The sequence below is a fragment of the Paenibacillus sp. FSL K6-1217 genome, from assembly GCF_045040735.1.
In the GTDB taxonomy this organism is placed as follows: Bacteria; Bacillota; Bacilli; order Paenibacillales; family Paenibacillaceae; genus Paenibacillus_AQ.
The window spans coordinates 2,024,818-2,050,691 of record NZ_CP150271.1 but is presented as its reverse complement, the minus strand read 5'-3'; the positions used below and the strand labels follow the sequence as shown (position 1 = coordinate 2,050,691).

Annotated in this window: 22 protein-coding genes; all 22 read left to right on the top strand. The window is 53.5% G+C overall.

Annotated elements, in window-relative coordinates:
* The first annotated feature begins 44 nt into the window (after positions 1-44).
* The 22 genes from pyrH to dut all read left to right on the top strand — a co-directional run bounded on the left by pyrH (position 45) and on the right by dut (position 25,755).
* Entirely contained in the window at positions 45-773 is a 729-nt protein-coding gene (pyrH, locus tag MHH28_RS09025) for a UMP kinase (protein WP_036692582.1), read from the top strand.
* Entirely contained in the window at positions 774-1,328 is a 555-nt protein-coding gene (gene frr, locus MHH28_RS09020; RefSeq protein WP_405114089.1) for a ribosome recycling factor, read from the top strand.
* Between the two features lie 78 nt (positions 1,329-1,406).
* Positions 1,407-2,174: an isoprenyl transferase gene (locus tag MHH28_RS09015; RefSeq protein ID WP_405114087.1), complete on the top strand. Its 768-nt coding sequence runs from the start codon at positions 1,407-1,409 to the stop codon at positions 2,172-2,174.
* 20 nt (positions 2,175-2,194) lie between these two features.
* Complete coding sequence (locus MHH28_RS09010) at positions 2,195-2,998, top strand: phosphatidate cytidylyltransferase (protein ID WP_405114085.1); 804 nt, start codon at positions 2,195-2,197, stop codon at positions 2,996-2,998.
* 23 nt (positions 2,999-3,021) lie between these two features.
* Positions 3,022-4,161 (top strand): 1-deoxy-D-xylulose-5-phosphate reductoisomerase, encoded by a 1,140-nt coding sequence (locus MHH28_RS09005; protein WP_405114083.1) that lies wholly within the window; start codon positions 3,022-3,024, stop codon positions 4,159-4,161.
* 149 nt (positions 4,162-4,310) lie between these two features.
* Positions 4,311-5,585, top strand: coding sequence for an RIP metalloprotease RseP (gene rseP / locus MHH28_RS09000; protein WP_405114081.1), 1,275 nt, complete (start codon positions 4,311-4,313; stop codon positions 5,583-5,585).
* Positions 5,586-5,679: 94 nt separating this feature from the next.
* Positions 5,680-7,128, top strand: coding sequence for a proline--tRNA ligase (gene proS, locus MHH28_RS08995; RefSeq protein ID WP_405114079.1), 1,449 nt, complete (start codon positions 5,680-5,682; stop codon positions 7,126-7,128).
* 171 nt (positions 7,129-7,299) lie between these two features.
* A complete protein-coding gene (locus MHH28_RS08990) occupies positions 7,300-11,631 on the top strand; it encodes a PolC-type DNA polymerase III (protein ID WP_405114077.1) in 4,332 nt (1,443 codons plus the stop codon).
* A gap of 202 nt (positions 11,632-11,833) precedes the next feature.
* On the top strand, positions 11,834-12,301 hold the full coding sequence (gene rimP, locus MHH28_RS08985; RefSeq protein WP_405114075.1) for a ribosome maturation factor RimP: 468 nt from the start codon (positions 11,834-11,836) through the stop codon (positions 12,299-12,301).
* A 26-nt stretch (positions 12,302-12,327) separates the two neighbouring features.
* Positions 12,328-13,425, top strand: a complete 1,098-nt coding sequence (gene nusA, locus MHH28_RS08980) for a transcription termination factor NusA (protein ID WP_405114073.1) — start codon at positions 12,328-12,330, stop codon at positions 13,423-13,425.
* 30 nt (positions 13,426-13,455) lie between these two features.
* Positions 13,456-13,764 carry an RNase P modulator RnpM gene (gene rnpM, locus MHH28_RS08975; protein ID WP_036692616.1) on the top strand — a complete coding sequence of 103 codons (309 nt, stop codon included), beginning with the start codon at positions 13,456-13,458 and terminating at the stop codon, positions 13,762-13,764.
* Positions 13,757-14,080, top strand: coding sequence for a YlxQ family RNA-binding protein (locus MHH28_RS08970; protein ID WP_036724725.1), 324 nt, complete (start codon positions 13,757-13,759; stop codon positions 14,078-14,080). The genes rnpM and MHH28_RS08970 overlap by 8 nt, the downstream gene beginning before the upstream one ends.
* Positions 14,073-16,724 (top strand): translation initiation factor IF-2, encoded by a 2,652-nt coding sequence (gene infB, locus MHH28_RS08965; protein ID WP_405114070.1) that lies wholly within the window; start codon positions 14,073-14,075, stop codon positions 16,722-16,724. The genes MHH28_RS08970 and infB overlap by 8 nt, the downstream gene beginning before the upstream one ends.
* Positions 16,725-16,742: 18 nt before the next feature.
* Positions 16,743-17,090 carry a 30S ribosome-binding factor RbfA gene (gene rbfA / locus MHH28_RS08960; protein ID WP_036692621.1) on the top strand — a complete coding sequence of 116 codons (348 nt, stop codon included), beginning with the start codon at positions 16,743-16,745 and terminating at the stop codon, positions 17,088-17,090.
* A gap of 26 nt (positions 17,091-17,116) precedes the next feature.
* Positions 17,117-18,094 (top strand): bifunctional oligoribonuclease/PAP phosphatase NrnA, encoded by a 978-nt coding sequence (locus MHH28_RS08955; protein WP_405114067.1) that lies wholly within the window; start codon positions 17,117-17,119, stop codon positions 18,092-18,094.
* On the top strand, positions 18,091-19,005 hold the full coding sequence (truB, locus tag MHH28_RS08950; RefSeq protein WP_405114065.1) for a tRNA pseudouridine(55) synthase TruB: 915 nt from the start codon (positions 18,091-18,093) through the stop codon (positions 19,003-19,005). The genes MHH28_RS08955 and truB overlap by 4 nt, the downstream gene beginning before the upstream one ends.
* A 36-nt stretch (positions 19,006-19,041) precedes the next feature.
* On the top strand, positions 19,042-19,989 hold the full coding sequence (locus MHH28_RS08945; RefSeq protein ID WP_405114063.1) for a bifunctional riboflavin kinase/FAD synthetase: 948 nt from the start codon (positions 19,042-19,044) through the stop codon (positions 19,987-19,989).
* A 149-nt stretch (positions 19,990-20,138) separates the two neighbouring features.
* Complete coding sequence (gene rpsO, locus MHH28_RS08940) at positions 20,139-20,408, top strand: 30S ribosomal protein S15 (protein ID WP_019910460.1); 270 nt, start codon at positions 20,139-20,141, stop codon at positions 20,406-20,408.
* Positions 20,409-20,632: 224 nt separating this feature from the next.
* The gene (pnp, locus tag MHH28_RS08935; protein WP_405114061.1) at positions 20,633-22,735 is read left to right on the top strand and encodes a polyribonucleotide nucleotidyltransferase; all 2,103 of its coding nucleotides are present in this window, start codon (positions 20,633-20,635) and stop codon (positions 22,733-22,735) included.
* A gap of 264 nt (positions 22,736-22,999) precedes the next feature.
* Positions 23,000-23,986 (top strand): polysaccharide deacetylase family protein, encoded by a 987-nt coding sequence (locus tag MHH28_RS08930; RefSeq protein ID WP_405114059.1) that lies wholly within the window; start codon positions 23,000-23,002, stop codon positions 23,984-23,986.
* Between the two features lie 79 nt (positions 23,987-24,065).
* Positions 24,066-25,331 carry a M16 family metallopeptidase gene (locus MHH28_RS08925; RefSeq protein ID WP_405114058.1) on the top strand — a complete coding sequence of 422 codons (1,266 nt, stop codon included), beginning with the start codon at positions 24,066-24,068 and terminating at the stop codon, positions 25,329-25,331.
* Positions 25,309-25,755, top strand: a complete 447-nt coding sequence (gene dut, locus MHH28_RS08920) for a dUTP diphosphatase (RefSeq protein ID WP_405114056.1) — start codon at positions 25,309-25,311, stop codon at positions 25,753-25,755. Before MHH28_RS08925 ends, dut begins: the two co-directional genes overlap by 23 nt.
* Positions 25,756-25,874: the final 119 nt, after the last annotated feature.

The window sequence follows — 25,874 nt, the reverse complement described above, 5'->3', positions numbered from 1 at the left end:
TACAAGAAGTGTTCCGTCTTTTGTAAGAAAGTGAGGGTATACATTTGGAACAGCCGGTATTTAAGAGAGTAGTCCTTAAGGTGAGCGGTGAATCGCTCGCCGGACAGAATGGCTATGGCATCGATGCCGATACGATCATCTCTATTGCGGAGCAGGTCAAGGAAGTCGTGGAGCTTGGAGTTCAGGTTGCGATTGTGTGCGGCGGAGGCAACATCTGGCGCGGAATCGCCGGAAGTGCAAGCGGTATTGACCGGGCGACAGCCGATTATATGGGCATGCTGGCAACGGTGATGAACTCGCTGGCATTGCAAGATGCTCTGGAGCAGATCGATGTCCCAACCCGGGTGCAGACCTCCATCGCCATGCAGCAGATTGCTGAGCCTTATATCCGCCGCCGGGCGATCCGGCATCTGGAGAAGGGCCGCGTAGTTATTTTTGCCGCCGGAACAGGGAATCCGTTCTTCTCGACAGATACTACGGCAGCGCTTAGAGCAGCCGAGATTGAAGCCGAGGTTATCCTGATGGCCAAGAACAAGGTAGACGGCGTCTACTCAGCAGATCCGTTCAAGGACAGCACAGCCGTGAAATACGAGCAGCTTACTTACATGGATATTCTGAACAAGAATCTGGGGGTTATGGATTCTACCGCTTCCTCACTCTGCATGGATAATAATATACCGCTCATTGTGTTTGCTATTACAGAGCAAGGCAATATCAAACGCGTCGTTCTCGGCGAAAAGATCGGGACGATCGTTAAAGGGAGTGTAAATTAAATGCCACAATCGGTTAAGAAGAATGCCGAAGAGCGTATGGAAAAAGCGATTCTCGCGCTGAAACGCGACTTGGCAACATTGCGGGCAGGACGTGCTTCGACGTCGCTGCTGGATCGCATCCAGGTTGAATATTACGGTGCTCCAACTCCGATCAACCAGTTGGCCAACATCAGCACACCGGATTCCCGGACTCTGCTGATCCAGCCGTGGGACAAAACCTCGATGTCTGACATCGAGCGGGCGATTATGAAATCCGACATCGGGATTACACCAGCCAATGACGGTACGATCATCCGCCTGTCGATTCCTCCGCTTACCGAAGAACGCCGCACCGAGCTGGTGAAGTTCACCAAGAAGTTCGGTGAAGAAGCTAAGGTAGCGATCCGCAACATCCGCCGCGATGCGAACGACGACATCAAGAAGATGGAGAAGAACGGCATTTCAGAAGACGAATCACATGGACATCAGGAAGATATCCAGAAATCAACGGATAAGTTCATAGCTGAAGTCGACAAAGTGCTCTTGTCCAAAGAAAAAGAGATTATGGAAGTATAACGAAATTCAAGAGACTTCAGGCCCCTCCGTTTATGGTGGGGTTTGTCTCTTTCTGATAAGAGCTTGGAGGAAACGGAAATGATCAAACGGATTCAAGAATGGCTGAGCCGTAAAGACAGGCAGGAGCCAGTCGAGATTTCACCGGATAATATTCCCCGGCATGTAGCTATAATTATGGATGGCAATGGCCGCTGGGCGAAACGGCGCGGTCTGCCCCGTATTGTAGGCCATCAGAACGGGATGAAGGCGGTCAAGCGTACGACGATTGCGGCGAATGACCTGGGGGTAGAGTTCTTGACCATGTACGCTTTCTCTACAGAGAATTGGAAACGGCCGAAGGACGAGGTTGATTTCCTGATGCGTCTCCCCGTAGAATTCCTGGCGATTGAACTGGATGAATTGATCGAAAAGAATGTGCAGGTACGTGTAATGGGTGATGCCGAGGCTTTGCCTTCCCATACACGCAAGGCGATGGAAGAAGCGGTGGCCCGTACACAGAGTAATACCGGACTTATTCTGAATTTTGCACTCAACTACGGCGGGCGTAAGGAAATTGCGGATTGTATGCGCGACTTGGGCAAGGATATCAAGGCGGGAATCCTGTCACCTGAAGAGATCACTTCAGAGCTGATTGACAGCAGGCTTTTATCCAGCGGATTACCCGATCCTGACCTGCTGATCCGTACGAGCGGAGAGATGCGGCTCAGCAATTTCATGCTGTGGCAAATCGCATATAGTGAATTTTGGTTTACGGATGCGTACTGGCCGGAGTTTGACAAGACGCATCTGATGCAGGCTGTGGCTGAGTATCAGCGCCGCACACGCCGTTATGGTGGATTGAAGTAGCCTGATGGGAGAGGGATTCTTTGAAGCAGCGACTCATTACCGGTATTGTTGCCGGGGCCTTGTTTTTAGGGTTATGCTATTGGGGCGGCTGGCCGTATCAGCTGATGCTGACTGCCATGGCCCTCATCGGCTTTTATGAATTTGTGAAAATGACAGGTACAGCCACCTTTGGTCTGACTGCTGTATTTGGTTACGCATCTGTAGTGGGCTTTATGATTCCCTGGGACCTTCTGGGAATGAATAAGCTATTCTCCTGGGAACAGGGGGTATGGCTCGTAATGCTGCTGTTCCTGCTGGTCACTGTGTTCAGCAAGAATAAGCTGGATATCAAAATCACCGCGATGATGTTCACCGGCATTGTTTACATAGGGATGGGGTTCTCCTATATGGGAATCGCCCGCGGTGCGGAAGATGGTCATGGCCTCTTCTGGACTATCCTGCTGCTGTGCTGTATATGGGGCAGTGATGCCGGAGCCTATTTTGTCGGCAGAAGCTTCGGGAAGAACAAGCTGTGGCCTGCAATCAGTCCTAACAAGACTATTGAGGGCGCTCTTGGCGGAGTATTGATTTCTGCTGTCCTATCGATTGTGTTTGCCTTACTGGTTCCTGATCTGCTGACGATCGGACGCGCGCTGCTGATTGGAATATCCTGCGCCGTGCTCGGTCAACTCGGAGATCTTGTACAATCTGCCTATAAACGGGTGTACGGTATTAAGGATTCAGGCTCACTCTTGCCGGGTCACGGAGGCATCCTGGACCGCTGCGACAGCTGGATCATCGTATTTCCTTTCGTACATATCGTAATGCTGATGCCTTACTATTAACGACAGGGAGAAGGAGAGCAACTGTGAAAAGAATTAGTATTCTCGGCTCCACAGGCTCCATTGGCACCCAGACACTGGATATAGTCGCCATGCACCCGGATGCTTTTGAAGTCGATGGACTGGCGGCGGGAAGCAATACAGAGCTGTTGCTGGATCAGGTGCGCCGGTTCAGGCCGCGCCGTGTATCGGTATCCACGAAGGAGCTTGCAGAGGAGATCAGACCCCGCCTGCCTGCCGGTGTGGAGCTGTACAGCGGAAGTGAAGGTCTGGTAGAGATTGCTGCCGGAGGCGATGCGGAGACGGTCGTGACTGCGCTCGTAGGCAGTGTAGGACTTCAGTCTACGCTTGCGGCGATTGAAGCGGGCAGACATATCGGACTGGCTAATAAGGAAACGCTGGTGACCGCCGGACATCTGGTTACAGAGCTGGCAAAGCGCAAAGGCGTGCAGCTGCTGCCTGTGGACAGCGAGCATTCGGCGATTTTTCAATGCCTCAACGGCGAGAACCGTGAAGATGTAGCTTCCATCACCATTACTGCCTCCGGCGGTTCATTCCGTGATTATAAGCGCGAACAGCTGAAGAATGTGACCGTAGAGGATGCCCTGCGCCATCCCAACTGGAGCATGGGGGCCAAGATTACTATCGATTCGGCCACCATGGTCAACAAAGGCCTGGAGGTTATCGAAGCCCACCATCTGTTCGCACTTCCGTATGAGCAGATTGATGTGCTGCTGCATCCGGAGAGCATCATCCATTCGTATGTGGAGTTCCGCGACAGCAGCATCATAGCCCAGCTGGGGACGCCTGATATGCGGGTGCCTATTCAGTATGCGCTCACCTATCCCGACCGCTGGCAGTCTCCTGCGAAGCGCTTGTCTCTGGCTCAGGTAGCCAGCCTGACCTTCCGGGAGATGGACTATGAGCGCTATCCGGCTCTGAAGATGGCCATTGACTGCGGAATGGCCGGCGGCACATTCACGACCGCTTTCAATGCAGCCAATGAGGTTGCCGTTGCCCGCTTCCTGCGCGGTGAAATTCCTTTCCTGCGGATTGATGAGATTATTGATGAAGTGCTTCAGCGCCATCAGGGCGAAACGAACCCCGGACTGGAAGAGATTCACCTGTGCGACATCGCTTCCCGGGAGCTTGCAGCGGTCCTGTAACGGGACAGGAAGCATCTGTAGAAACGGTGAACATGGTTGTGCCCTGAAAAATAGGTGTGGACTGTTGATTCTCTTGTGCCCTGCCTTGGAATAATGATAAATTAAGAGGACATACTTCGGTCTTACACCTTAAGGGGGAATGTTGCGCTATGGAGATGGTAAGAGTTGTTTTTTTAACGGTGTTTATGTTCTTTGTTCTGGTGACTGTCCATGAATGGGGACATTATTATTTTGCCAAACGCGCCGGAATTCTTGTACGGGAATTTGCGATCGGTTTCGGTCCGAAACTGTTCTCTTATAAACGCGGTGAAACCCAGTTCACGCTCCGCCTGCTGCCCTTCGGGGGATACGCCCGCATGGCCGGCGAAGACCCGGAGATGGTTGAGATCGGACCCGGGCAGACCATTGCTGTCCGGCTGGGCCAGGATAATAAGGTGAAGAATATTTACCTCGATTCTCTGGATACGCGCAGAAATGTGATCCGCGGCGAAGCGCAGTTCACGGATCTGGAGAATGAATTGAAGATCCGCCTCGATGTGGACGGCGAAGTCACCACGTACGATGTGAACCCGCAGGCGATGATGATCAAGGGCACCCAGCAGACGCAAATCGCACCTAAGGACCGCCAGTTCGGCAGCAAAACGGTCGGTCAGCGCGCTATAGCAATCCTGGCCGGTCCGGTGATGAACTTTATTCTGGCGTTTGTACTATTTGCACTGCATTTGCAGATGGCCGGTATCCCGTTGGAAAATCCGACCTATGTGAAGATCGGTGAAGTCAGTGAAGGAATGCCTGCCCAAGAAGCCGGTCTGCAGAAAGGCGACATCGTCGTCTCGGTGAACGGCCAAGCTATCGGCGGAGATTATCAGAAGATGATCAAGCTCACCTCGGCCTCCAAAGGCAAAGAGATGAACTGGACGCTGAAGCGCGGCGAAGAGACCTTCAATGTGGCCATGATTCCCCGCGGAATGGAAGGGGAGCAAGGCGGCAAAGTCGGAATTACACCAGACCTTCCTACCCGTAAGGCCGGTGTAGGAGAGACGATTACCAAGTCCGGCACAGCTATGGTGGACACCACCAAGCTGATCTTTATCGGCTTCAAGCAATTGATCAACAAATTTAATATGGATGATATCTCCGGGCCGGTAGGCACCTTCCAGTTGACCGGGCAGATTGCCCAGCAGGGGATTCAGTATCTGACGTACTGGGCGGCGATTCTCAGCCTGTACTTGGGGATCTTCAACCTGCTGCCGATTCCTGCCTTGGATGGCAGCCGGCTGGTGTTCCTTGGCGTTGAGGCTCTGCGCGGCAAGCCGGTGGACCCGAGCAGGGAAGGCATGGTCCACTTTGTAGGCTTTGCCCTGCTGTTCCTGGTGATGATCGCAGTTACTTATAATGATATTTTACGCCTCATCAGCGGCTGACGGATGTCATATCATTTTTATCCCGTGATGCATTTGAATCAGCTTCATAGCTAAGGTGCAACTTGAGGGGCGAATATTAGGAGGATTTCTTCACATGGCCAAAGACAAGCAGTTCGTTACAGAGATCACGCCGCAGGGCGAAGATTTCTCACGCTGGTATATCGATGTAATCAAAAAAGCGGACCTGATGGATTATTCGCCGGTCCGCGGCTGTATCGTGTTCAAACCGGACGGCTACGAGATCTGGGAGCATATCCAGGAGGAGATGAACCGCCGTCTGAAGGCTACCGGTCACCGGAACGCCTACTTCCCGCTGTTTATCCCCGAGAGCTTTTTCCAGAAAGAGAAAGAACATGTGGAGGGCTTCAACCCGGAGCTGCCTTGGGTTACGGAAGCCGGAGGCGATGTGCTGGAAGAACGTCTGGCGATCCGTCCAACATCCGAGACGATGTTCGGCCATATGTATTCCAAATGGATTCAATCTTACCGCGACCTTCCGGTGCTGATCAACCAATGGGCTAACGTGGTCCGCTGGGAGAAGCGCACGCTGCCGTTTATCCGCACGACGGAATTCCTCTGGCAGGAAGGCCATACCGCGCATGAGAATGAGACGGAAGCGCGCGAAGAAACGATGAAGATGCTTGATAACTACCGCGACTTCGTAGAGACTTTTCTGGCGATTCCGGTAGTGACCGGACAGAAGACGCCATCCGAGCGGTTCGCCGGTGCTGTGGATACGTATTCCATTGAAGCGATGATGAAGGATGGACGGGCCGTTCAGGCTGCTACCTCACATTATCTGGGCACCAAGTTCGCAGTTGCTTTTGATATCCAATATTTGAACCGGGAGAATGTACTGGAACATGCGCACACCACCTCTTGGGGCTCTACCACGCGCCTGATCGGTTCCCTCATCATGGTGCATGGTGATGATCGTGGACTGGCTCTGCCGCCGAAGGTAGCGCCTACGCAGGTCATTATGATTCCAATCGGACCGCCTAAGACCCGTGAAGCCGTCATCGGACGTACCGACGAACTGTTCAATGAACTGAAGAACGCCGGAATCCGCGTGCGTGTAGATGACCGTGCGGATGTAACTCCGGGCTGGAAGTTCAATGAATATGAAATGCGCGGCGTTCCTGTCCGGCTGGAGCTTGGACCGCGTGATATGGAGAATGGAGTCTGCGTGCTCGTCTCCCGGATCAGCGGCGAGAAGAAGGTCATTCAGCAGGAGAATCTGGTTGAAGAAGTGAATGCGATGCTTGCGCAGGTCCATCAGGAAATGTATGAACGGGCACTGAAATTCCGCGAGGATCATTTCTATTCGGTAGATACTCTGGAGCAAATGAAGGATTCCATGGAGGAGAAACGCGGCTTTGCACTTGCAGGCTGGTGCGGCTCTGAGGAATGTGAGACTAAGGTCAAGGAAGAGACTGGCGCTGGCAGCCGTAATATTCCGTTCCACCCGTCAGAAACGAAAGAGACCTGTATCTGCTGCGGCAAGCCTGCCCAGCATACGGTTGTATTTGCCAAAGCGTATTAATCTGCAACCTTATAATTGTTAACCTTTTATATCAGCTTCTGGCGAGAGGAGTCGGCGGGCCGCAAGTACCCAATGCTTTTTAAGCCGGAGGCTTTTTCTTACAATAGAGTTACAACATTAGATTGACGTCGAAGTCTTACGCCAATTATTGCCGAGTTAGGTGGGGAATGCATGGAGCAGAATGTGGAGAGAAGAAAGAGGTTTGAGCTGTTGATGAAGCAGGGGGAGATTCCGCCTGCCATGATTGATCCCTATTTTGTAGACGGACAGATTGAACGGGTGGAGATCAGCCGCGGCAACCATGACTGGCATATCGTGATTGCCAAGACAACCCTGATTCCTGCCCAGACCTACCGTGCCTTTATCCTTAGAATGCGTGAGAAGCTGCAGCATATTGCCAAGGTAAGCTTCTTGTTCCTATATGATGATACTGTAAGCAGGGCCGATATTGTGCAGGAGTACTGGGGCATGTTCCTGGAGTGGGTCCAGCGTGAGATTCCTTCCGTCAACGGTTGGCTGACACGCTCCAGTCAGGAGCTGCAGGACGGGACGCTTATCCTTAGCCTGAATGATTCCATGTCGCTGGAGCTGGCCCGCAAAAAAGGTATCGAAGCCGCCATTATTAAATATTATGATAAATATTTCGCGCTTCCTCTCAAAGTCAAGCTGCAGATGTCTGAGGACGATAGCAAGAACAAAGCGGATGCCTATGAGGAATTCCAGCAGAAGCTCCAGCAGGAGCAGCGTGAGCTGGTAGAGCTGATGATGATGAACAGTGAACCGGACGAGCCTGAAGAAGCCGGGGACCCGGGCGAGGTCATTAAGCTTCAGATAGGGAATGACATCAAAGAGCAGGCTGTCTCCATTCTGGAAATTCAGGATGAAGAGAAGAAAATTACGATCCAGGGGACGATCTTCGGGCTGGACAGCAAGGAGCTGCGCAATGGAAATACGCTGTACACCTTCTGCATCACAGACTTTACAGATTCCCTGCAGATGAAGATGTTCGCGAAGACCAAGGAAGATCTGAAGATCATGGGCCAGCTGGCTAACGGCAAATGGGTCCGGGCGCGCGGCAAGGTGGAATATGACCGTTTCATGCAGATTCCCGAGCTGGTGATGATTCCTTCGGATCTGACCGAGGTGCCGGCGCCGCCGGCCCGTAAGGACAATGCCAAGGAGAAGCGGGTGGAATTCCACCTGCATACCACGATGAGTACGATGGATGCGGTTGCTCCGATTGATGCCTATGTCAAAACAGCGGCGAAATGGGGCCATCCGGCACTTGCTGTTACCGACCACGGCAATGTCCAGAGCTTCCCGGATGCGAATCATGCGGCCCATAAGCATAAGCTCAAAATGCTCTATGGTGTGGAGGCCAATGTCGTCAATGACGCGGTCAATATCGTGGAGAATGCGCAGCCGCTGGAGCTCAAGACGGCAACCTATGTCGTCTTCGATATCGAGACCACCGGGCTGTCCATCACACGCAACAACATCACAGAGCTTGCGGCGATCAAGATGTGCGAAGGCAAGGAGCTGGACCGTTACACCACCTTCGTCAACCCGCATGAGAAAATCCCATACCATATCCAGCAGCTAACGAATATTACCGATGAGATGGTCAAGGATGCCCCGGATCTTGCGCCTGTGCTCAAGGAGTTCGTGGAATTCGTGGGAGACAGTATTCTCGTTGCGCACAATGCACGTTTCGATATGGGCTTCATTCAGGCTTCCTTGAAAAAGCTGGGCCAGCCGGAGCTGCCGAATCCTTCACTGGATACGCTGGAGCTGGCGCGCCTGCTCTTCCCCAAAATGAAGAACCACAGGCTCAATACGCTTGCTGACAAGTACAAGGTACTGCTGGAGAGCCATCACCGTGCGGTGGATGATACGATTGCGCTGGGCGGGATTCTGAACGGTCTACTGGCTGATGCGGAGAAGATGAAGGGCATGACCCGGCTGGACCGGCTGAATGACTATGTAGGCAATGACCTGTCGAATGTACGGCCGTTTCACTGCGGTATCTATGCACTGAATCCGATTGGCAAAAAGAACCTCTACAAGCTGATCTCCATGTCGCATACCGAATACTACAAGCGGGTGCCCTGCATTCCCAAATCGAAGCTTGAAGAGCATCGGGACGGGTTGCTCGTCATATCCGGCTGTGAGCGGGGCGAGTTCTTCGAGGCTGTGCTGAACAAGACCGTGGAAGAGGCAATTGAGGTTGCCCAGTTCTATGATGTGCTGGAAATCCAGCCGCTGACCATGTACATGCATCTCGTGGATAAAGGGTTCGTAGCGAGTCCGGAGGATCTGCGGGGGGTTGTACGCAAAATCTGTGAGATCGGCGAGCAGATAAACAAGCCGGTGATCGCCACCGGCAATGTGCATTACCTGGAGCCGCGCGATAAGCTATTCCGTGATATTACGATCCACGGGATCACCGGATTCAGTCCGCTGAAGGACCAGAACAAGCCGGATGCCCACTTCCGTACGACCGATGAGATGCTTGCCGAGTTCGAATACCTGGGTGCGGCCAAAGCGAAGGAAGTCGTAGTTACGAATACGGTTGAGCTGGCGGAGCGGTTTGAGGAATACGACCTGTTCCCTAGCGATCTGTTCACTCCTATTATTGAAGGGGCGGATGATGAGATCCGCAACACCTGCTATGACACAGCCAAATCGATCTACGGCGAGGAGCTGCCGGAGGTGGTGGTTGCCCGTCTGGAGAAGGAGCTGGCCCCGATTATTAAATACGGGTTCTCTGCCAACTATCTGATCTCGGAGCGGCTTGTCAAAAAGTCGAACCAGGACGGCTATCTCGTCGGTTCCCGTGGCTCGGTAGGCTCGTCGGTGGTGGCGACGTTCCTCGGCATCTCGGAGGTTAATCCGCTTCCGGCCCACTATATCTGCACCAATTCCGAATGCCGGCACAGTGAATGGTTCCTGGACGGAAGTGTGCCAAGCGGCTTTGACTTGCCCGATAAGGACTGCCCGGATTGCGGCGGCAAGCTGAAGGGAGAAGGACAGGATATTCCGTTTGAGACCTTCCTGGGCTTCAAAGGGGACAAGGTTCCCGATATCGACCTTAACTTCTCCGGGGAATATCAGCCGAACGCCCATAACTTTACCAAAACGATGTTCGGGCCGGACAATGTATTCCGTGCGGGAACCATCGGTACGGTGGCGGAGAAGACAGCCTTCGGCTTCACCAAGAAATATGAAGAGCATCACCAGAAGCGCTGGCGCGGCGCGGAGGTCGGACGGCTCGCCGCCGGCTGTACCGGTGTGAAGCGCAGTACGGGGCAGCATCCCGGCGGTATCGTTGTTTTGCCTGACTATATGGAGATCGAGGATATTACTCCGGTGCAGTTCCCGGCGGATGATGTGACGGCCGAGTGGAAGACCACCCATTTCGACTATCATGCCTTCGATGCCAACCTGCTGAAGCTAGATATTCTCGGCCACGATGATCCGACCATGATGCGGATGCTGCAGGATCTGACCGGCGTGGACCCGACGACCATTCCGATGAATGATCCCAAGGTGATGAGCATGTTCAACTCCACGGATGCGCTTGGGGTAAGACCCGATCAGATCCGTACACCGGTGGCCACTTACGGAGTGCCGGAGATGGGGACGAAGTTCGTCCGCCAGATGCTGGTCGAAGCGAAGCCTTCCAGCTTTGCCGACCTGCTGCAGATTTCCGGGCTGTCCCACGGCACAGGCGTGTGGCTGGGGAATGCCCAGGAGCTGATCAAGAACAATACCTGCAACATCAAGACGGTAATCGGCTGTCGTGATGATATTATGCTCTACCTGATCTATAAGGCGGGCATGGACGCCAGTCTGGCCTTCAAAATTACGGAGAGCGTGCGTAAAGGGAAGGGGCTGCCGCCGGAGTGGATTGAGGAGATGAAGAAGTGCAAGGTGCCGCAGTGGTACATTGACTCGTGTCTCAAAATCCAGTACATGTTCCCGAAGGCCCATGCCGCGGCTTATGTTATTTCAGCGGTGCGCACCGCCTTCTTCAAGCTGTATCATCCGATAGAATACTATGCGACTTATTTCACGGTCCGCGCTGCGGATTTCGATATCGAGCTGTGCTGCAAGGGCTACGAAGCCATCGCACGCCAGCTTGTGGAGATCGAAGCCAAGGGCTTCCAGGCACTGCCTAAGGAAAAAGCAATGCTTCCGGTGCTGGAGATGGCCCTGGAGATGACCGCACGCGGCTTCACCTTCAAGAACATTGATCTGTACCGTTCGGATGCCACCAAGTTCACGGTGGACGGCACCAGCCTGATCCCTCCGTTCTCCTCGCTTGCCGGAATCGGGGATAATGCCGCGATTAATATCGCTGCCGCCAAGGAAGCGGGAGAATTCCTTTCTATTGAGGATTTCCAGCAGAAATCCAAGGCCAGTAAAACGGTGATTGAGCTGCTCACCGGAATGGGCTGCTTCCGGGGATTGCCGGAGAGCAACCAGCTTTCGCTGTTCTGACAGCAGCATCAATGGATATGAAATACAGCCCTCTAATGTCCGCTTGAAAATGGGAGTCAAGGGCTGGTACTTGTCAGTGCTGGCTCACTATGGTATAATTTTTTTGGTAATAATGAGATAAGTCCGTTGTGTAAAGAGTGGGGAAACCCACTCTTTATCTTTGGTATATAGCAAAAGACAAGTTCGTGGAGGTAATCTTCTTTTGAGCACACCCAAATCCAAAATTAAACAAACGGTAGAGCAGCTGCTCGGGTCCTATCTCGAGGACAATGGTTTCGAACTGGTGGACGTTGAATACGTGAAGGAAGGCTCCAACTGGTTTCTGCGCGTATTCGTAGACAAAGAGGGCGGCATCGATATCGATGACTGCGGGTCCATCAGCGAATATATCAGCCAGAAGCTGGATGAGAATGATCCGTTCTCCGAAGCGTATTTCCTGGAAGTCTCCTCGCCGGGAGCAGAGCGTCCGCTCAAGAAAGCTGCGGATGTCGCCAAGGCGGTAGGCAAGGACGTATATGTAACGGTCTATGAGCCGATTCAAGGACTCAAAGAATTCGAAGGACGCTTGCTCTCGTTCGAGAACGAGGAACTGCTCATCTCCGCGGGCAAAAAACAACATGTGGTACCGTACGCCAAGGTCGCCAGTGCGAGATTGGCCATTATTTTTTAACGTCTTGAAAGGGGGACCGGAATTTCATGAGTATGGAGTTTATTGAAGCTATGAATGAACTGGAAAGGGAGAAAGGCATCAGCAAGGATGTGCTGTTCGAAGCCATCGAAGCGGCGCTGATCTCCAGCTATAAACGCAATTTCAATGCGGCGCAGAATGTGCGTGTGGATATGAACCGCAACACAGGCGTAATCAAGGTGTTTGCCCGCAAGCTGATTGTGGAGGAGGTTCTCGATGCACGGACCGAGATCTCGCTCATGGCTGCCCGGGAGATCAACCCGCATTTCCAGCTGGAGGATATTGCCGAGCAGGAAGTCACGCCGCGTGATTTCGGCCGCATTGCCGCCCAGACTGCGAAGCAGGTGGTTACCCAGCGTATCCGCGAAGCGGAACGCGGCCTGATCTATAACGCTTTTATCGACAAGGAAGATGATATTGTAACCGGCCTTGTACAGCGTCAGGATATGCGTAACATCTATGTCGATCTTGGCAAAATCGAGGCGGTTCTTCCGCTGAGCGAGCTGATGCCTGGAGAGAAGTTCAAGCAGAGCGAGCGTATCAAGGCTTATATCACCAAGGTGGAGAATACGACCAAAGGGCCGCAGATCATGCTGTCCCGCAGTCATCCGGGTCTCTTGAAGCGTCTGTTCGAGCTGGAGGTGCCTGAGATTTTTGACGGGGTGGTTGAGATTCGCTCCGTGGCCCGCGAAGCCGGCTTCCGTTCCAAGATCGCCGTGTTCTCGCGCAATCCCGAAGTGGACCCGGTGGGCTCCTGCGTTGGCCCTAGAGGCACACGGGTACAGACCATCGTGACTGAGCTTCGCGGCGAGAAGATTGATATCGTCAGATATTCCGAGCTGGTGCAGGAGTATGTTGCCAACGCGCTTAGCCCGTCCAAGGTGCTTGAGGTTCAAGTCTTTGAGCCTGAGAAAATGGCCCGCGTCATTGTTCCTGACTATCAGCTGTCGCTGGCGATTGGCATCAAGGGGCAGAATGCCCGTCTTGCCGCCAAGCTGACCGGCTGGAAGATCGATATCAAGAGCGAGACGCAGGCGGAGCAGGAATACGGCAGACCCAAAACGTCCAATGATGAAATGCATCAGGATTCCGTCTCCATCGATTAATGAATGCTGACTGACGGGAGGTGCTTTGTTATGAAGCAAAGAAAGGTGCCGCTGCGTAAATGTGTTGCCAGCCAGGAGATGATGCCCAAAAAAGAGCTGATTCGAGTGGTGAGAACGCCGGAAGGCGAGGTGCTGATCGACCTGACAGGCAAGAAGTCGGGCCGTGGTGCTTATATATGCGGCAAACTGGAATACTTTAAGCTAGCACAGAAGACCAAAGCACTTGACCGGGCATTGAAATGTCAGGTCAGTCCTGAAATCTATGCCCAGCTTGCCCGGGATTTTGCATCCGTGGAGGAGCAGTTTTTGGCAGCGAAGGATAGTGAGGACAATGAGTAAGACACTTTCTTATTTAGGGCTTGCGATGAGAGCAGGCAAGATTGTCACCGGCGATGAGGCTGTGCTTAAGGCAGTGCGGTCTTCAGAGGCGAAGCTGGTCGTCCTGGCAGGTGACGCTTCAGATAATACCCAGAAGAAGTTCCGCGATAAATGCGGAACCTACGATATTCCACTAGTAATCGCATTTCACCGGGATGAACTCGGTGCAAGTATTGGTAAGGACCAGCGCGTAGTGCTGGCCGTTACGGATAAAGGATTCGCGGAAATGATCTCCAGAACGCTTGGAGATACTGTCGGAGGTGGAGTTATTGACTAAAGAAGACAATAAGGATAAGCTGCGCGTATACGAATATGCAAAGTCTTTGAACATGAGCAGTAAAGAAATTATTACCATTCTGAAGCGTTTGAATGTCCCGGTGAATAATCATATGAGTGTCATGGAGAATGGCTCCGTGAACAAAGTTGAACAGTTCTTCAAGGACATCAAATCAAACGCTGCAGCCAAGCGGGACACCGGCACCAGCAGCCGTCCGGTAGTGACTACCGGTGCGGTATCCGCCGAATCCCATAGTGCTCAGAATACCAACAAAATTCAATCGGAAAAGCAGGTAGGTATGAACAGTAACCAAAACAACAACCAATCGACGACGTCCCCAAGGCCCCAAAGCGGACAAGAATCCCGCAGAACACAAACAACAGGCGCAGCACAGAACTCCCGCCCTCAGGGCAGTTCAAGCAGCAGCCGCCCACAGAGCAGCACCACTGGCAGCCGCCCGCAAGGCAGCTCCACTAGCGGCAACCGTCCGCAGGGCAGTTCCACTGGAAGCCGTCCACAGGGCAGCTCCACTGGAAGCCGTCCACAGGGCAGCTCCACTGGAAGCCGTCCGCAAGGCAGCTCCACTGGCAGCCGTCCGCAGAGCAGCACTACCGGCAGCCGTCCGCAAGGCAGCTCCACTAGCGGCAGCCGTCCGCAAGGACAAGGCGGCGCACCGCGTACGGGTGACCGTCCGCAAGGTCAAGGCAATGCGGGCGGAGGCTTCTCACGCAGCGACGGGCCTAAGAAGAATACCACCGGCGGCAGACCTGGCGGCAACAACAGCGGCCAGAAACGTTACGACGACAACAAAGGCGGCAACTATCGTGGCCGTGGCGGCAAGAACAACCGCGGCAGAAACCAGCCGACCGTATATCGTGAGAAGATTGACAACACACCTAAGAAGATCATTGTCCGCGGCAGCATGACTGTCGGTGAAACCGCGAAGCTGCTTCACAAGGATGCTTCGGAAGTAATCAAGAAGCTGATCTCGATGGGAGTTATGGCGACGATCAATCAGGAGCTTGATATCGATACGATTCTGCTGCTGGCCGGCGAATTTGGCGTAGAAGTAGAAGTGAAGATCCCGGTAGATGAAGACAGCTTCGAGACTGTGGAAGAGAATGATACCGAAGAGGAACTGATGACCCGTCCACCGGTTGTAACCATCATGGGTCACGTTGACCATGGTAAAACAACCTTGCTCGATGCCATCCGTTCCACGAATGTGAGCGGCGGCGAAGCAGGCGGAATTACGCAGCATATCGGTGCGTACCAAGTCGAAATCAACCACAAGAAAATCACATTCCTGGATACACCGGGCCATGAGGCGTTCACCGCTATGCGTGCCCGTGGTGCCCAGGTCACAGATATGACGATTATCGTCGTAGCTGCCGATGACGGCGTTATGCCTCAGACGGTAGAAGCGATCAACCATGCCAAGGCAGCCGGACTTCCGATCATCGTTGCAGTCAACAAGATCGACAAGCCGGGCGCAGACCCTGACAAGGTGAAGCAGGAGCTTACAAGCTATGAGCTGGTTCCGGAAGAGTGGGGCGGCGACACGATCTTCGTCAACCTGTCCGCCAAGCAGCGTATTAATCTTGAAGAGCTGCTGGAGATGATTCTGCTCGTTGCTGAAGTGAATGAGTACAAGGCGAACCCGGACAAACGGGCACGCGGTACTGTTATAGAAGCTGAGCTTGACAAAAACCGTGGACCGGTTGCCCGTATCCTCGTGCAGAACGGTACGTTGAAGGTCGGAGACGCCTTTGTAGCCGGTAACTGCTTCGGCCGCGTGCGCGCCATGGTGAATGACAAGGGACGCAAAATCAAGGAAGCGGGACCTTCCACTCCGGTGGAAATTACCGGTCTGACCGAAGTGCCGCAGGCGGGCGATCCGTTCATGGCCTTCGAAGATGAACGTAAAGCACGGTCCATCGCTGACAGACGTTCTATAACACAGCGCCAGTCCGAGCTGAACACGAACACCCGCGTTACGCTGGATGATCTGTTCAAGCACATCAAAGACGGCGAGATCAAGGATCTCAATGTAATTATCAAGGCTGACGTTCAAGGTTCGGTAGAGGCGCTCAAGGGCTCCTTGGCCAAGATCGAAGTCGAAGGCGTACGCGTGAAGATCCTTCACAGCGGTGCCGGTGCGATTACGGAATCCGATATTACTCTGGCAGCAGCCTCCAATGCAATCGTAATCGGCTTCAACGTTCGTCCGGATGCCCAGACGAAAGCGGCGGCTGAGCAGGAGAAGGTGGATGTGCGTCTGCATAACATCATCTACAATGTCATTGAAGAGATTGAAAGTGCCATGAAGGGCATGCTTGATCCTATCTATAAAGAGAGCGTTATCGGCCATGCCGAAGTGCGCAGTGTATTCAAAATCAGCAAAGTGGGCAGTGTCGCAGGCTGTATGGTTACTGACGGCAAAATTACCCGCAATGCTGAAATGCGCCTGATCCGCAGCGGTATTGTTGTCTTTACAGGCAAAATCGACACCTTGAAGCGTTTCAAAGATGATGCAAAAGAAGTGGCACAGGGTTATGAATGTGGCATAACTTTGGAACGCTATAATGATGTCGTTGAAGGCGACATTATCGAAGCATTCATCATGGAAACGGTAGAGCGCTAAGCGAAGAGGTGAATTAAGATGTCTAAAATCAGAGCCGGACGGGTTGGCGAGCAGATCAAGAAAGAGCTGAGCCAGCTTATCCAGAGCGGACTGAAGGACCCGCGTGTCGGGTTCGTAACGGTAACTGGCGTAGATGTGACGAACGATCTGTCACAGGCCAAGGTATACCTGAGCGTATTCGGGGACGAGGAGCAGAAGTCAGACTCGCTGAGAGCGATTGAGAAAGCCAACGGCTTTCTCCGCTCGGAGCTTGGCAAAGCGATCCGCCTGCGCCATACGCCTGAGCTGATCTTCAAGATTGATGAATCCGTTGCTTACGGAAGTCACATTGAGAAGCTGCTCGGCGAAATCGGCAAAAACGAATAGGCTACGGAACATAAAGGAGACGGCGAATGCAGAGCTATGAACAAAGTCTCCAGCAGACGCGTAAGTTTCTGCTGGAACACGACGATTATCTTGTAGTGTCGCATGTTCAGCCGGACGGAGATGCAGTCAGCTCCACCCTCGCGGTGGGCTGGCTTCTCTCATGTCTGGGCAAAAAATATCTGATGCTGAACGAGGGTCAGATTCCGCAGCGAATGGAATATCTGTGGCATGCCGATCAGATTGCCAATTTGTCTGAGGAGCCTTTGCCCCGCCAGTACAGCCATGTGATTTGTGTCGATTGTGCGGATTTCCAGCGGGTGGGGATGACCCAGCAGTACTTCACCAGTGATGCACTGATCTTGAACATTGACCATCATCCAACCAATAACGGCTATGGCGCGGTGAACCTCATTAAGCCGGATGCAGCAGCGACAGCTGAGATTCTGTTCGATCTGCTGAAGACCTTTGAGATGGAGTGGGATATTGATATTGCCACCGCTATTTATACCGGGCTGTTAACGGATACCGGCGGTTTCCGCTACAGCAATACTTCTCCCAAGGTGATGGCGGCGGTATCCGAGCTGCTGGCACTGGGCGTGAATGGACCGGATCTCGCCGAGACCCTGCTGGAAGAGATGACGCTTCCCCAGGTGAAGGTGCTGAACCGGGCACTCAGCACACTACAGCTCAGTCCTGAAGGGGATATAGCCTGGGTATATGTTACGCCTCAGGATATGCTGGACTGCGGAGCAGCCAATGAGGATCTTGAAGGGATTGTCAACTATCCCCGCAATATCCGCGGGGTAGAGGTAGGCATTCTGTTCAAGGTCATTGATGCCCATGCAGTGAAGGCCAGTCTGCGTTCAGCGGGCAAGGTGGATGTGGCGGCGCTGGCACAGGCCTTCGGTGGCGGCGGGCACACCCGTGCAGCAGGCGCCCGTATTAACGGAAGTCTGGAAGAAGCTGTCGCGCTGGTGCTTGAGGAGGTCAAACGACATTTATGAGTGAGCTTACAGGAGTTCTGGCTGTATATAAGCCGGCAGGGTTCACTTCACATGATGTTGTAGCCAAGGCACGGCGGATTCTGGGCATGAAGCGGATCGGACATACCGGGACACTTGATCCTCAGGTGACCGGGGTGCTGCCGCTCTGTCTGGGCCGGGCTACAAGGGTAGTGGAGTACATCCAGGAGCTGCCCAAGGAATATGTGGCCACGCTGCGGCTGGGAATGGCCAGCGACACTGAGGATCTGACCGGGACGATTACGGAATCCGTGGAGGAGGTTCAGGTCACCGAAGCCGAAGTGCTGACTGTCCTGAACTCCTTCCAAGGCGTGATCTCACAGGTGCCCCCGATGTATTCCGCAGTGAAGGTGGACGGCAAGCGTCTGTATGAGCTGGCCCGGGAAGGCAAGACGGTAGAACGCAAGAGCCGTGAAGTGGAGATTTATGAGATTGAGATGCAAGGGATGGTCTGGAACGGCAAGTACCCGGAGATTACCTTCCGGGCGCTATGTTCCAAAGGAACGTATATCCGCACCTTGTGTGTTGATATCGGACGTAAACTTGGCGTTCCCGGTGTAATGGTGAAGCTGGAGCGTACGATGTCGGCCGGGATTGCGGCCAGTCATTGCCTGACTCTGGAGCAAATTGCGCAGCACAAGGAAGCCGGCACGCTGGATGAGCATTTGATTGCTGCCGACGAGGCGATTTCCCATTTGCCCAGACATACCGTTGCCGAAGAGAAGAAGAAAGCAGCCCTGCAGGGGCAGCGCCTGTCGATTCGTTCGGTGATGCCGGAAGTGTCACAAGCCGGAGATTTCCGTCTCTATGATCAGCAAGGGGAGTTCCTCGGTATCTATGCTCTGGAGGCTGCCGGTGCTATTGCCCCGGTCAAGGTGTTTGCCCAGCTCTAAACTTTAATTTATTTGCGAATGTAGGTGAGAAACAGCGTGAGAACCGTAACGTTAAACTATCCGATGCTGCCGGAGACGGCGGCGCAGTACGCGCAGCCTCAAGTAGTTGCCCTGGGACAGTTCGATGGACTGCACCTCGGGCATGCCAGTGTCATCACATCTGCTGTTGCTCTTGCCGGCGAGGCAGGCGTACCCGCAGCGGTAATGACCTTCTACCCCCACCCCAAGGATGTTATGGGCAAAGGGGATTACGAGGGATATTTGACACCCTCCAAGGATAAGCAGGAGCTGCTTGCCGGAATGGGTGTTGAGCTTTTATATATCATTGCATTTAATGAAGAACTCTCCCGGGTGAGTCCGGCAGACTTTGTCTCTGTAATGCTGCGGCCGCTGCAGATTATAACTGCGGTTGTAGGGTTCGACTTCCGCTTCGGTTACAGGGGCGGGGGGGATGCGGACATGCTGGCGGAACTGGGACAGGGTGCGATGAAGGTAGAGACAGTCGCCCCGTTCCTGCTTGACGGAGAGAAGGTCAGCAGCTCCGGTATCCGCAAGAGCCTGCTGAGCGGGGATCTGGATAAGGCGAATGCCTGGTTTGGACGTTGTTATCACCTGCGCGGTGTAGTGGGGCACGGGGAGAAGCGGGGCCGGACCATCGGCTTTCCGACGGCGAACCTGCAGCTTGAAGACCGCTATGTTATTCCGGCCAAGGGCGTATATGCCGTGAAAGTCTTTTATAAGGAAGACATCTTGTACGGGGTAATGAATGTCGGGGTGAAGCCAACGTTTCACGAAGGCGTGACCACGCCAAGCTTTGAGGTTCACCTGTTTGATTTTGCCGGAGATATCTATGGGCAGGAGCTTAAGGTGGAACTGGTGTCTTATATCCGCTCTGAGCGCAAGTTCGGGTCTATTGATGCTTTGATTGCACAGATCGGTGCAGATGCTGAGACGGCCAAAGCTCTTCTGGGATATCATTCCTGATCTTTCCGGACAAGCCGTTTACATTTGCCTGCGAAGGTGCTATACTGATTAACGTTGCTGGAATGACAGCAGCAGAACCTTAGCTTGGTTGCTTGTTCTCACCGACGGTGACGAGGCTACTGGCGATTATAATGAAGGAGGTGAACAGGATGGCATTGACTCAAGAACGTAAACACCAATTGATTGACGAGCACAAAACTCATGAATCCGACACTGGATCCCCTGAGGTGCAAGTTGCTATCCTTACGGAGAACATCGTTAATTTGACTGACCACTTGCGTACGCACAAGAAGGATCATCATTCCCGCCGCGGACTGCTGAAGATGGTTGGACAACGTCGTAAACTGCTGGCGTATTTGAAGAACAAAGACATCAGACGTTACAGCGCCCTGATCGAAAAACTGGGATTGCGTCGTTAATATTCCATAAGTAAGAGCCCTAAAGCAGCCTGGTTGTATACCGTATGTCCTTCATTACGAGCGACAGCGGGACAGCCGGGTTGCTTTTTGAAAATTTCGGGTAAACTTTTACAGTTGACAAGTTGATAGCATTCGCAAAAACGGCTATACCCCTCTCCGGAGGACAAGCCGTTTTTGCTTGTAGAACATACAGGAACGTATTATACCATTCAAGGAGGGGTTTTATGGAACAACGTGTGGAAATGCAGCTGGGCGGAAGACGCCTTGTGCTCGAAACAGGCCGTCTGGCCAAGCAAGCGAACGCAGCCGTGATGGTGCGTTACGGGGATACATCAGTATTGTGTACGGTTACAGCATCCAGTGAGCCTAAAGATCTGGATTTCTTCCCGCTTACAGTGAACTATGAGGAAAGATTATATGCAGTGGGCAAAATCCCGGGCGGATTCATCAAACGTGAAGGACGTCCAAGCGAGAAAGCCATTCTGTCCAGCCGTCTGACCGACCGTCCGATCCGTCCATTGTTCCCGGAAGGGTTCCGCAATGACGTTCAAGTCTTGAACCTGGTAATGAGTGTGGATCAGGACTGTGCGCCTGATATTGCCGCCATGATCGGTACATCCGCTGCGCTGAGTATTTCCGATGTGCCGTTCAACGGTCCTATCGGGGGCGTAGCTGTAGGCCGTGTGAACGGTGAGTTCGTCATCAACCCGGATGTAGCCCAGCAGGCTGTCAGCGATATCTATGTAGTTGTCGCCGGTACCAAGGACGCCATCATGATGGTTGAAGCCGAGGCCAACGAAGTGACTGAAGATGTAATGCTCGAAGCGATCATGTTCGGACATGACGAGGTCCGCAAGATTGTGGCTGTGATTGAGCAGCTCGTAGCCGTTGCCGGAAAAGAGAAGATGGCTGTGAAGCTGCATGCGGTGAATGCGGATGTGAATACAGAGGTTCGTGCTTTTGCGCAGAGCCGTCTGGTGGAAGCCGTAAGAATCGCTGAGAAGCATGCCCGTCAGGATGCTATCGATCTGGTGAACAATGAAGCAGTGGCGTATTTCGCAGAGAAATACATAGAAACTCCGGAGCTTCTTAAGGATGTTAAGGAAGCCCTGCATGATATCGTGAAGGATGAAGTCAGACGTCTGATCACGCATGACAAGGTTCGCCCTGACGGACGTAAGCTGGATGAGATCCGTCCGATCGAATGCGATACAGCCCTGCTGCCGCGCACACACGGTTCCGGTCTTTTCACACGCGGCCAGACACAGATCCTCAGCGTATGTACACTGGGCGCACTCGGTGATGTGCAGATTCTGGATGGTATTGATCCGGCAGAAACCAAGCGCTTCATGCACCATTACAATTTCCCTCCGTTCAGCGTCGGGGAAGCCCGTCCATTGAGAGCACCGGGACGCCGCGAGATCGGCCACGGGGCACTGGGTGAACGCGCATTGTCCAAGGTGATTCCAAGCGAGACAGAATTCCCTTACACCATCCGTCTTGTATCCGAAGCGATTGAATCCAATGGCTCCACCTCCCAGGCCAGTATCTGTGCCAGTATCTTGGCTATGATGGATGCAGGGGTGCCTATCAAGGCGCCGGTAGCCGGTGTGGCGATGGGTCTGATCAAGGACGGGGACCATGTCTCCATCCTGACCGACATTCAAGGTATGGAAGATCACCTCGGCGACATGGACTTCAAGGTAGCGGGTACAGCAGAAGGCGTAACGGCGATTCAGATGGATATCAAAATCGACGGCATCGACCGCAACATTCTACAGGAGGCACTTGAGCAAGCAAGAGAAGGCCGTATGTTCATTCTTGGTAAAATGAATGAAGCGATCGCTGCTCCAAGACCGAGCCTGTCCAAATATGCTCCGAAAATCATCATCATCAATATCAACCCGGACAAGATTCGTGATGTTATCGGTGCTGGCGGTAAAATCATCAACAAGATCATTGAAGAGACCGGCGTCAAGATCGACATCGAGCAGGATGGCCGCGTATTCATCGGTTCCTCTGACGAAGCCATGATCCAGAAGGCCCGTGGCATCATTGAAGGGATTGTGAAGGAAGTAGTGGTTGGTGAGATTTATGTGGGTACCGTCAGACGCATTGAGAAATTCGGCGCATTCGTTGAATTGATCCCTGGCAAAGACGGCCTCGTGCATATTTCCCAACTCTCCACAGATCGTGTGGCAAAGGTGGAAGATGTTGTGGCGATTGGCGACACCATTACCGTGAAGGTAACGGAGATCGACCAGCAGGGCCGTGTCAACCTCTCGCGTAAAGCGGTTCTGACTTCCGAGAGCGGAGCGAAGGCGTAAGAGTTACGCCGCCGCTTTTCCGTCATCCCAATTATAGATAGGAAGAAGAGACAGAAGCAGTACCGTTCTGGCTCTTTTTTTCTGGAAATCCAAGCATCGGTACGCTCCTGACAGGACGGCTAAGCCTTACCCGCTTGAAGGTGAAATCTATGCAGTATGCATAATTTGCACCATTCATACATAGGCTGGGACAAGGCGTCCCTGCACGGCTTGACCCTTGTGCGGGGACGGAACAGACCGTTTCTGCCGGGGAGGTAAGACGTCATGAAGACGGACAAGGCGGCGCTTGTGCTGGCTTGCATCGCAGTTGTAATCGGAATAGGGAGTACCAACGGACCCGTGAAAGAGATGATCGCCGGGTTTAAGCCGCAGGCGGATGCAGCCGTGATGAGCTATGCTCTGAATCAGGCGGAGGATGATCTGCGCGCGCAGATTACCCGCCGGGCCGAGGCACTAAATGCGCAGCCGGTGGATGCTGTAGTAGACCGGGTATGGAAAGCCATACCGGGGTATAACGGGCTTGAGATCGATGTGGAGGCAACCTACCGGAACGCGTTGCTGCGGGGACCTGCGGAGAGCCTCAAGCTGATGTACCGCCAGATTAAGCCTAAGGTCTCGCTGGATGATCTGGGGGCGCAGCCGATCTACCGGGGGAATCCAGCGAAGCCGATGGTCTCGATGATGATTAATGTGGCGTGGGGGAATGAATACATCCGGCCGATGCTGGATATTCTCGATGCGGAGAAGGTGAAGGTGACTTTTTTCCTGGACGGAAGCTGGCTGAGCCGCAACCAGGAGCTTGCAGCAGAGATGCTGAAACGCGGTCATGAGGTGGAGAACCATGCGTATACGCATCCTAAGATGAGTGCGCTCAGCCGGACGCGTGCCGCTGCCGAGATTGAGAAGACGCAGAAGCTGCTGAAGGAGAGTCTGGGTGTGACGAACAGGTGGTTTGCGCCGCCGTCAGGCGACTTTAACCAGCAGACGGTGGAGATCGCTGCCTCGCTGGGACTGAAAACGGTATTGTGGACGCTCGATACGGTGGATTGGCGCAATCCGTCCCCGGAGTCGGTGGTGGCCAAGATCAGCAGCCGGGTGGAGCCGGGAACTCTGATACTGATGCATCCCACAGCCTCGTCCTCACAAGCACTGAGAGGGATGATCCGGGGGATCAGGGCCAAGGGTCTGCAGCTGGGAACCGTCAGTCAGACGCTCTCTCCTGAACGTATCGTGACTGCGGAAGTTGAGTGAACGCTCTATATCTGATAGGATAAGAGGCGCGAATAATAAATACAGACAGAACCAGAGGCTGTGCCAGGAGGATTACACATTGGACAAAATATTATTATCGAACGGACTCCGGGTAGTGACCGAGAAGATCCCGACCGGCCGGTCCGTATCTTTCGGAATCTGGGTCAAGACGGGCTCCCGCAACGAGAACCCGCTGAACAACGGGATTTCCCATTTCATCGAGCATATGCTCTTTAAGGGAACCGACCGCTATAGCGCCAAGGATATTGCCGAAGAGTTCGATGCCATTGGCGGCAACGTTAATGCATTTACCTCGAAGGAATATACATGCTTTTATGCCAAAGTACTGGATGAGCATCTGCCGATTGCCGTGGATGTGCTGGCAGATATGTTCTTCCGCTCACGGATGGATGCCGAAGAGCTGGCCAAGGAGAAGAATGTCATCCTGGAGGAAATCGCCATGTGCGAGGACACGCCGGATGATCTGGTCCATGAGCTGATGTGTGCCGCCGCTTACGGCGAACACCCGCTGGCCTACACTATTCTGGGACTCAAGGAACGTCTGCTGGAGATGACCCCTGACGACCTGCGTGCGTATATGAAAGAGCAATACACCATTGAGAATACAGTTATCAGCGTTGCCGGTAATATTAACGACGGGCTGATCCCGTTGCTGGAGCAGCATTTCGGTTCCTTCACGAATCATGGGGAAGCGCCGGTGCTGACCGAGCCTGCATACCAGGGCGAACTGGTATTCCACAAGAAGAAGACTGAGCAGAACCACATCTGTATCTCTCTGCCGGGTGTCCAAAGCGGCGGTCCGCTGCAATATCCTATGGCGCTGCTGAATAATGCGTTCGGCGGCGGCATGAGTTCCCGGCTGTTCCAGGAGATCCGCGAGAAACGCGGTTTGGCGTATTCCGTCTTCTCGTATCACAGTGCCCAGGCTGACAGCGGATTGTTCACGGTGTATGCGGGGACAGCGCCGAAGCAGACCAAGGAAGTGACCGAGCTGATCAAAGAGATGCTGCGCGATCTGGCGGTGAACGGACTGAGCGAGGATGAACTGCGTAAAGGCAAGGAGCAGCTCAAGGGCAGCCTGATCCTCAGTCTGGAAAGCACGGGCAGCCGGATGAACCGGATGGGCAAAAATGAGCTGATGCTCGGCCGTCAGGATACGCTGGATGAAATGATAGCCAAAATCGGGGCGGTGACCATGGAGGATATCAATGCTCTGCTCGACTTCATGTTCGCTCAGCCGTTGTCTCTGGCAATGGTTGGCTCCACGGATAAAGCGATAGCCAATGTTAGGAGAGATGATCTTGTCACATTACGTACAAATTAATAAGCTTCCGGGGAATGAGGATGTCTCACTGCCCTGCAAAATGTCGGAGCAGGCCTCGGGGTATGACCTGTATGCGGCTGTAGGAGAGCCTGTGGTGCTTGCTCCGGGCGAGCGGACGCTGATCCCCACAGGAATATCACTGGCGATGCCGGCAGGGCTGGAGGCGCAGATCCGTCCGCGCAGCGGGCTGGCCCTGAAGCACGGGATCACCTGCCTGAACACTCCGGGCACCATCGATGCGGACTACCGGGGTGAAATTAAGGTGCTGCTGGTCAACCTCGGACAGGAGCCGTTTGCGATTGCCCGCAACGAGCGGATCGCGCAGATGGTATTCCAGACGATACCTGAGGTGACTCTGGTGGAAGTGGATGAGTTGACTGACACGGCGCGCGGAGCCGGCGGATTCGGGCATACTGGCAAATAGTATACGGGAATAATATTGGAAGAGTTAATACAAGCTTGCGGAAACTCCGCCTTCGGGTGCGTGACCGCAGGCTTTTTTGTCATGTTCCCGGGAATTCCTCTCCGCTCATCACCCATCGG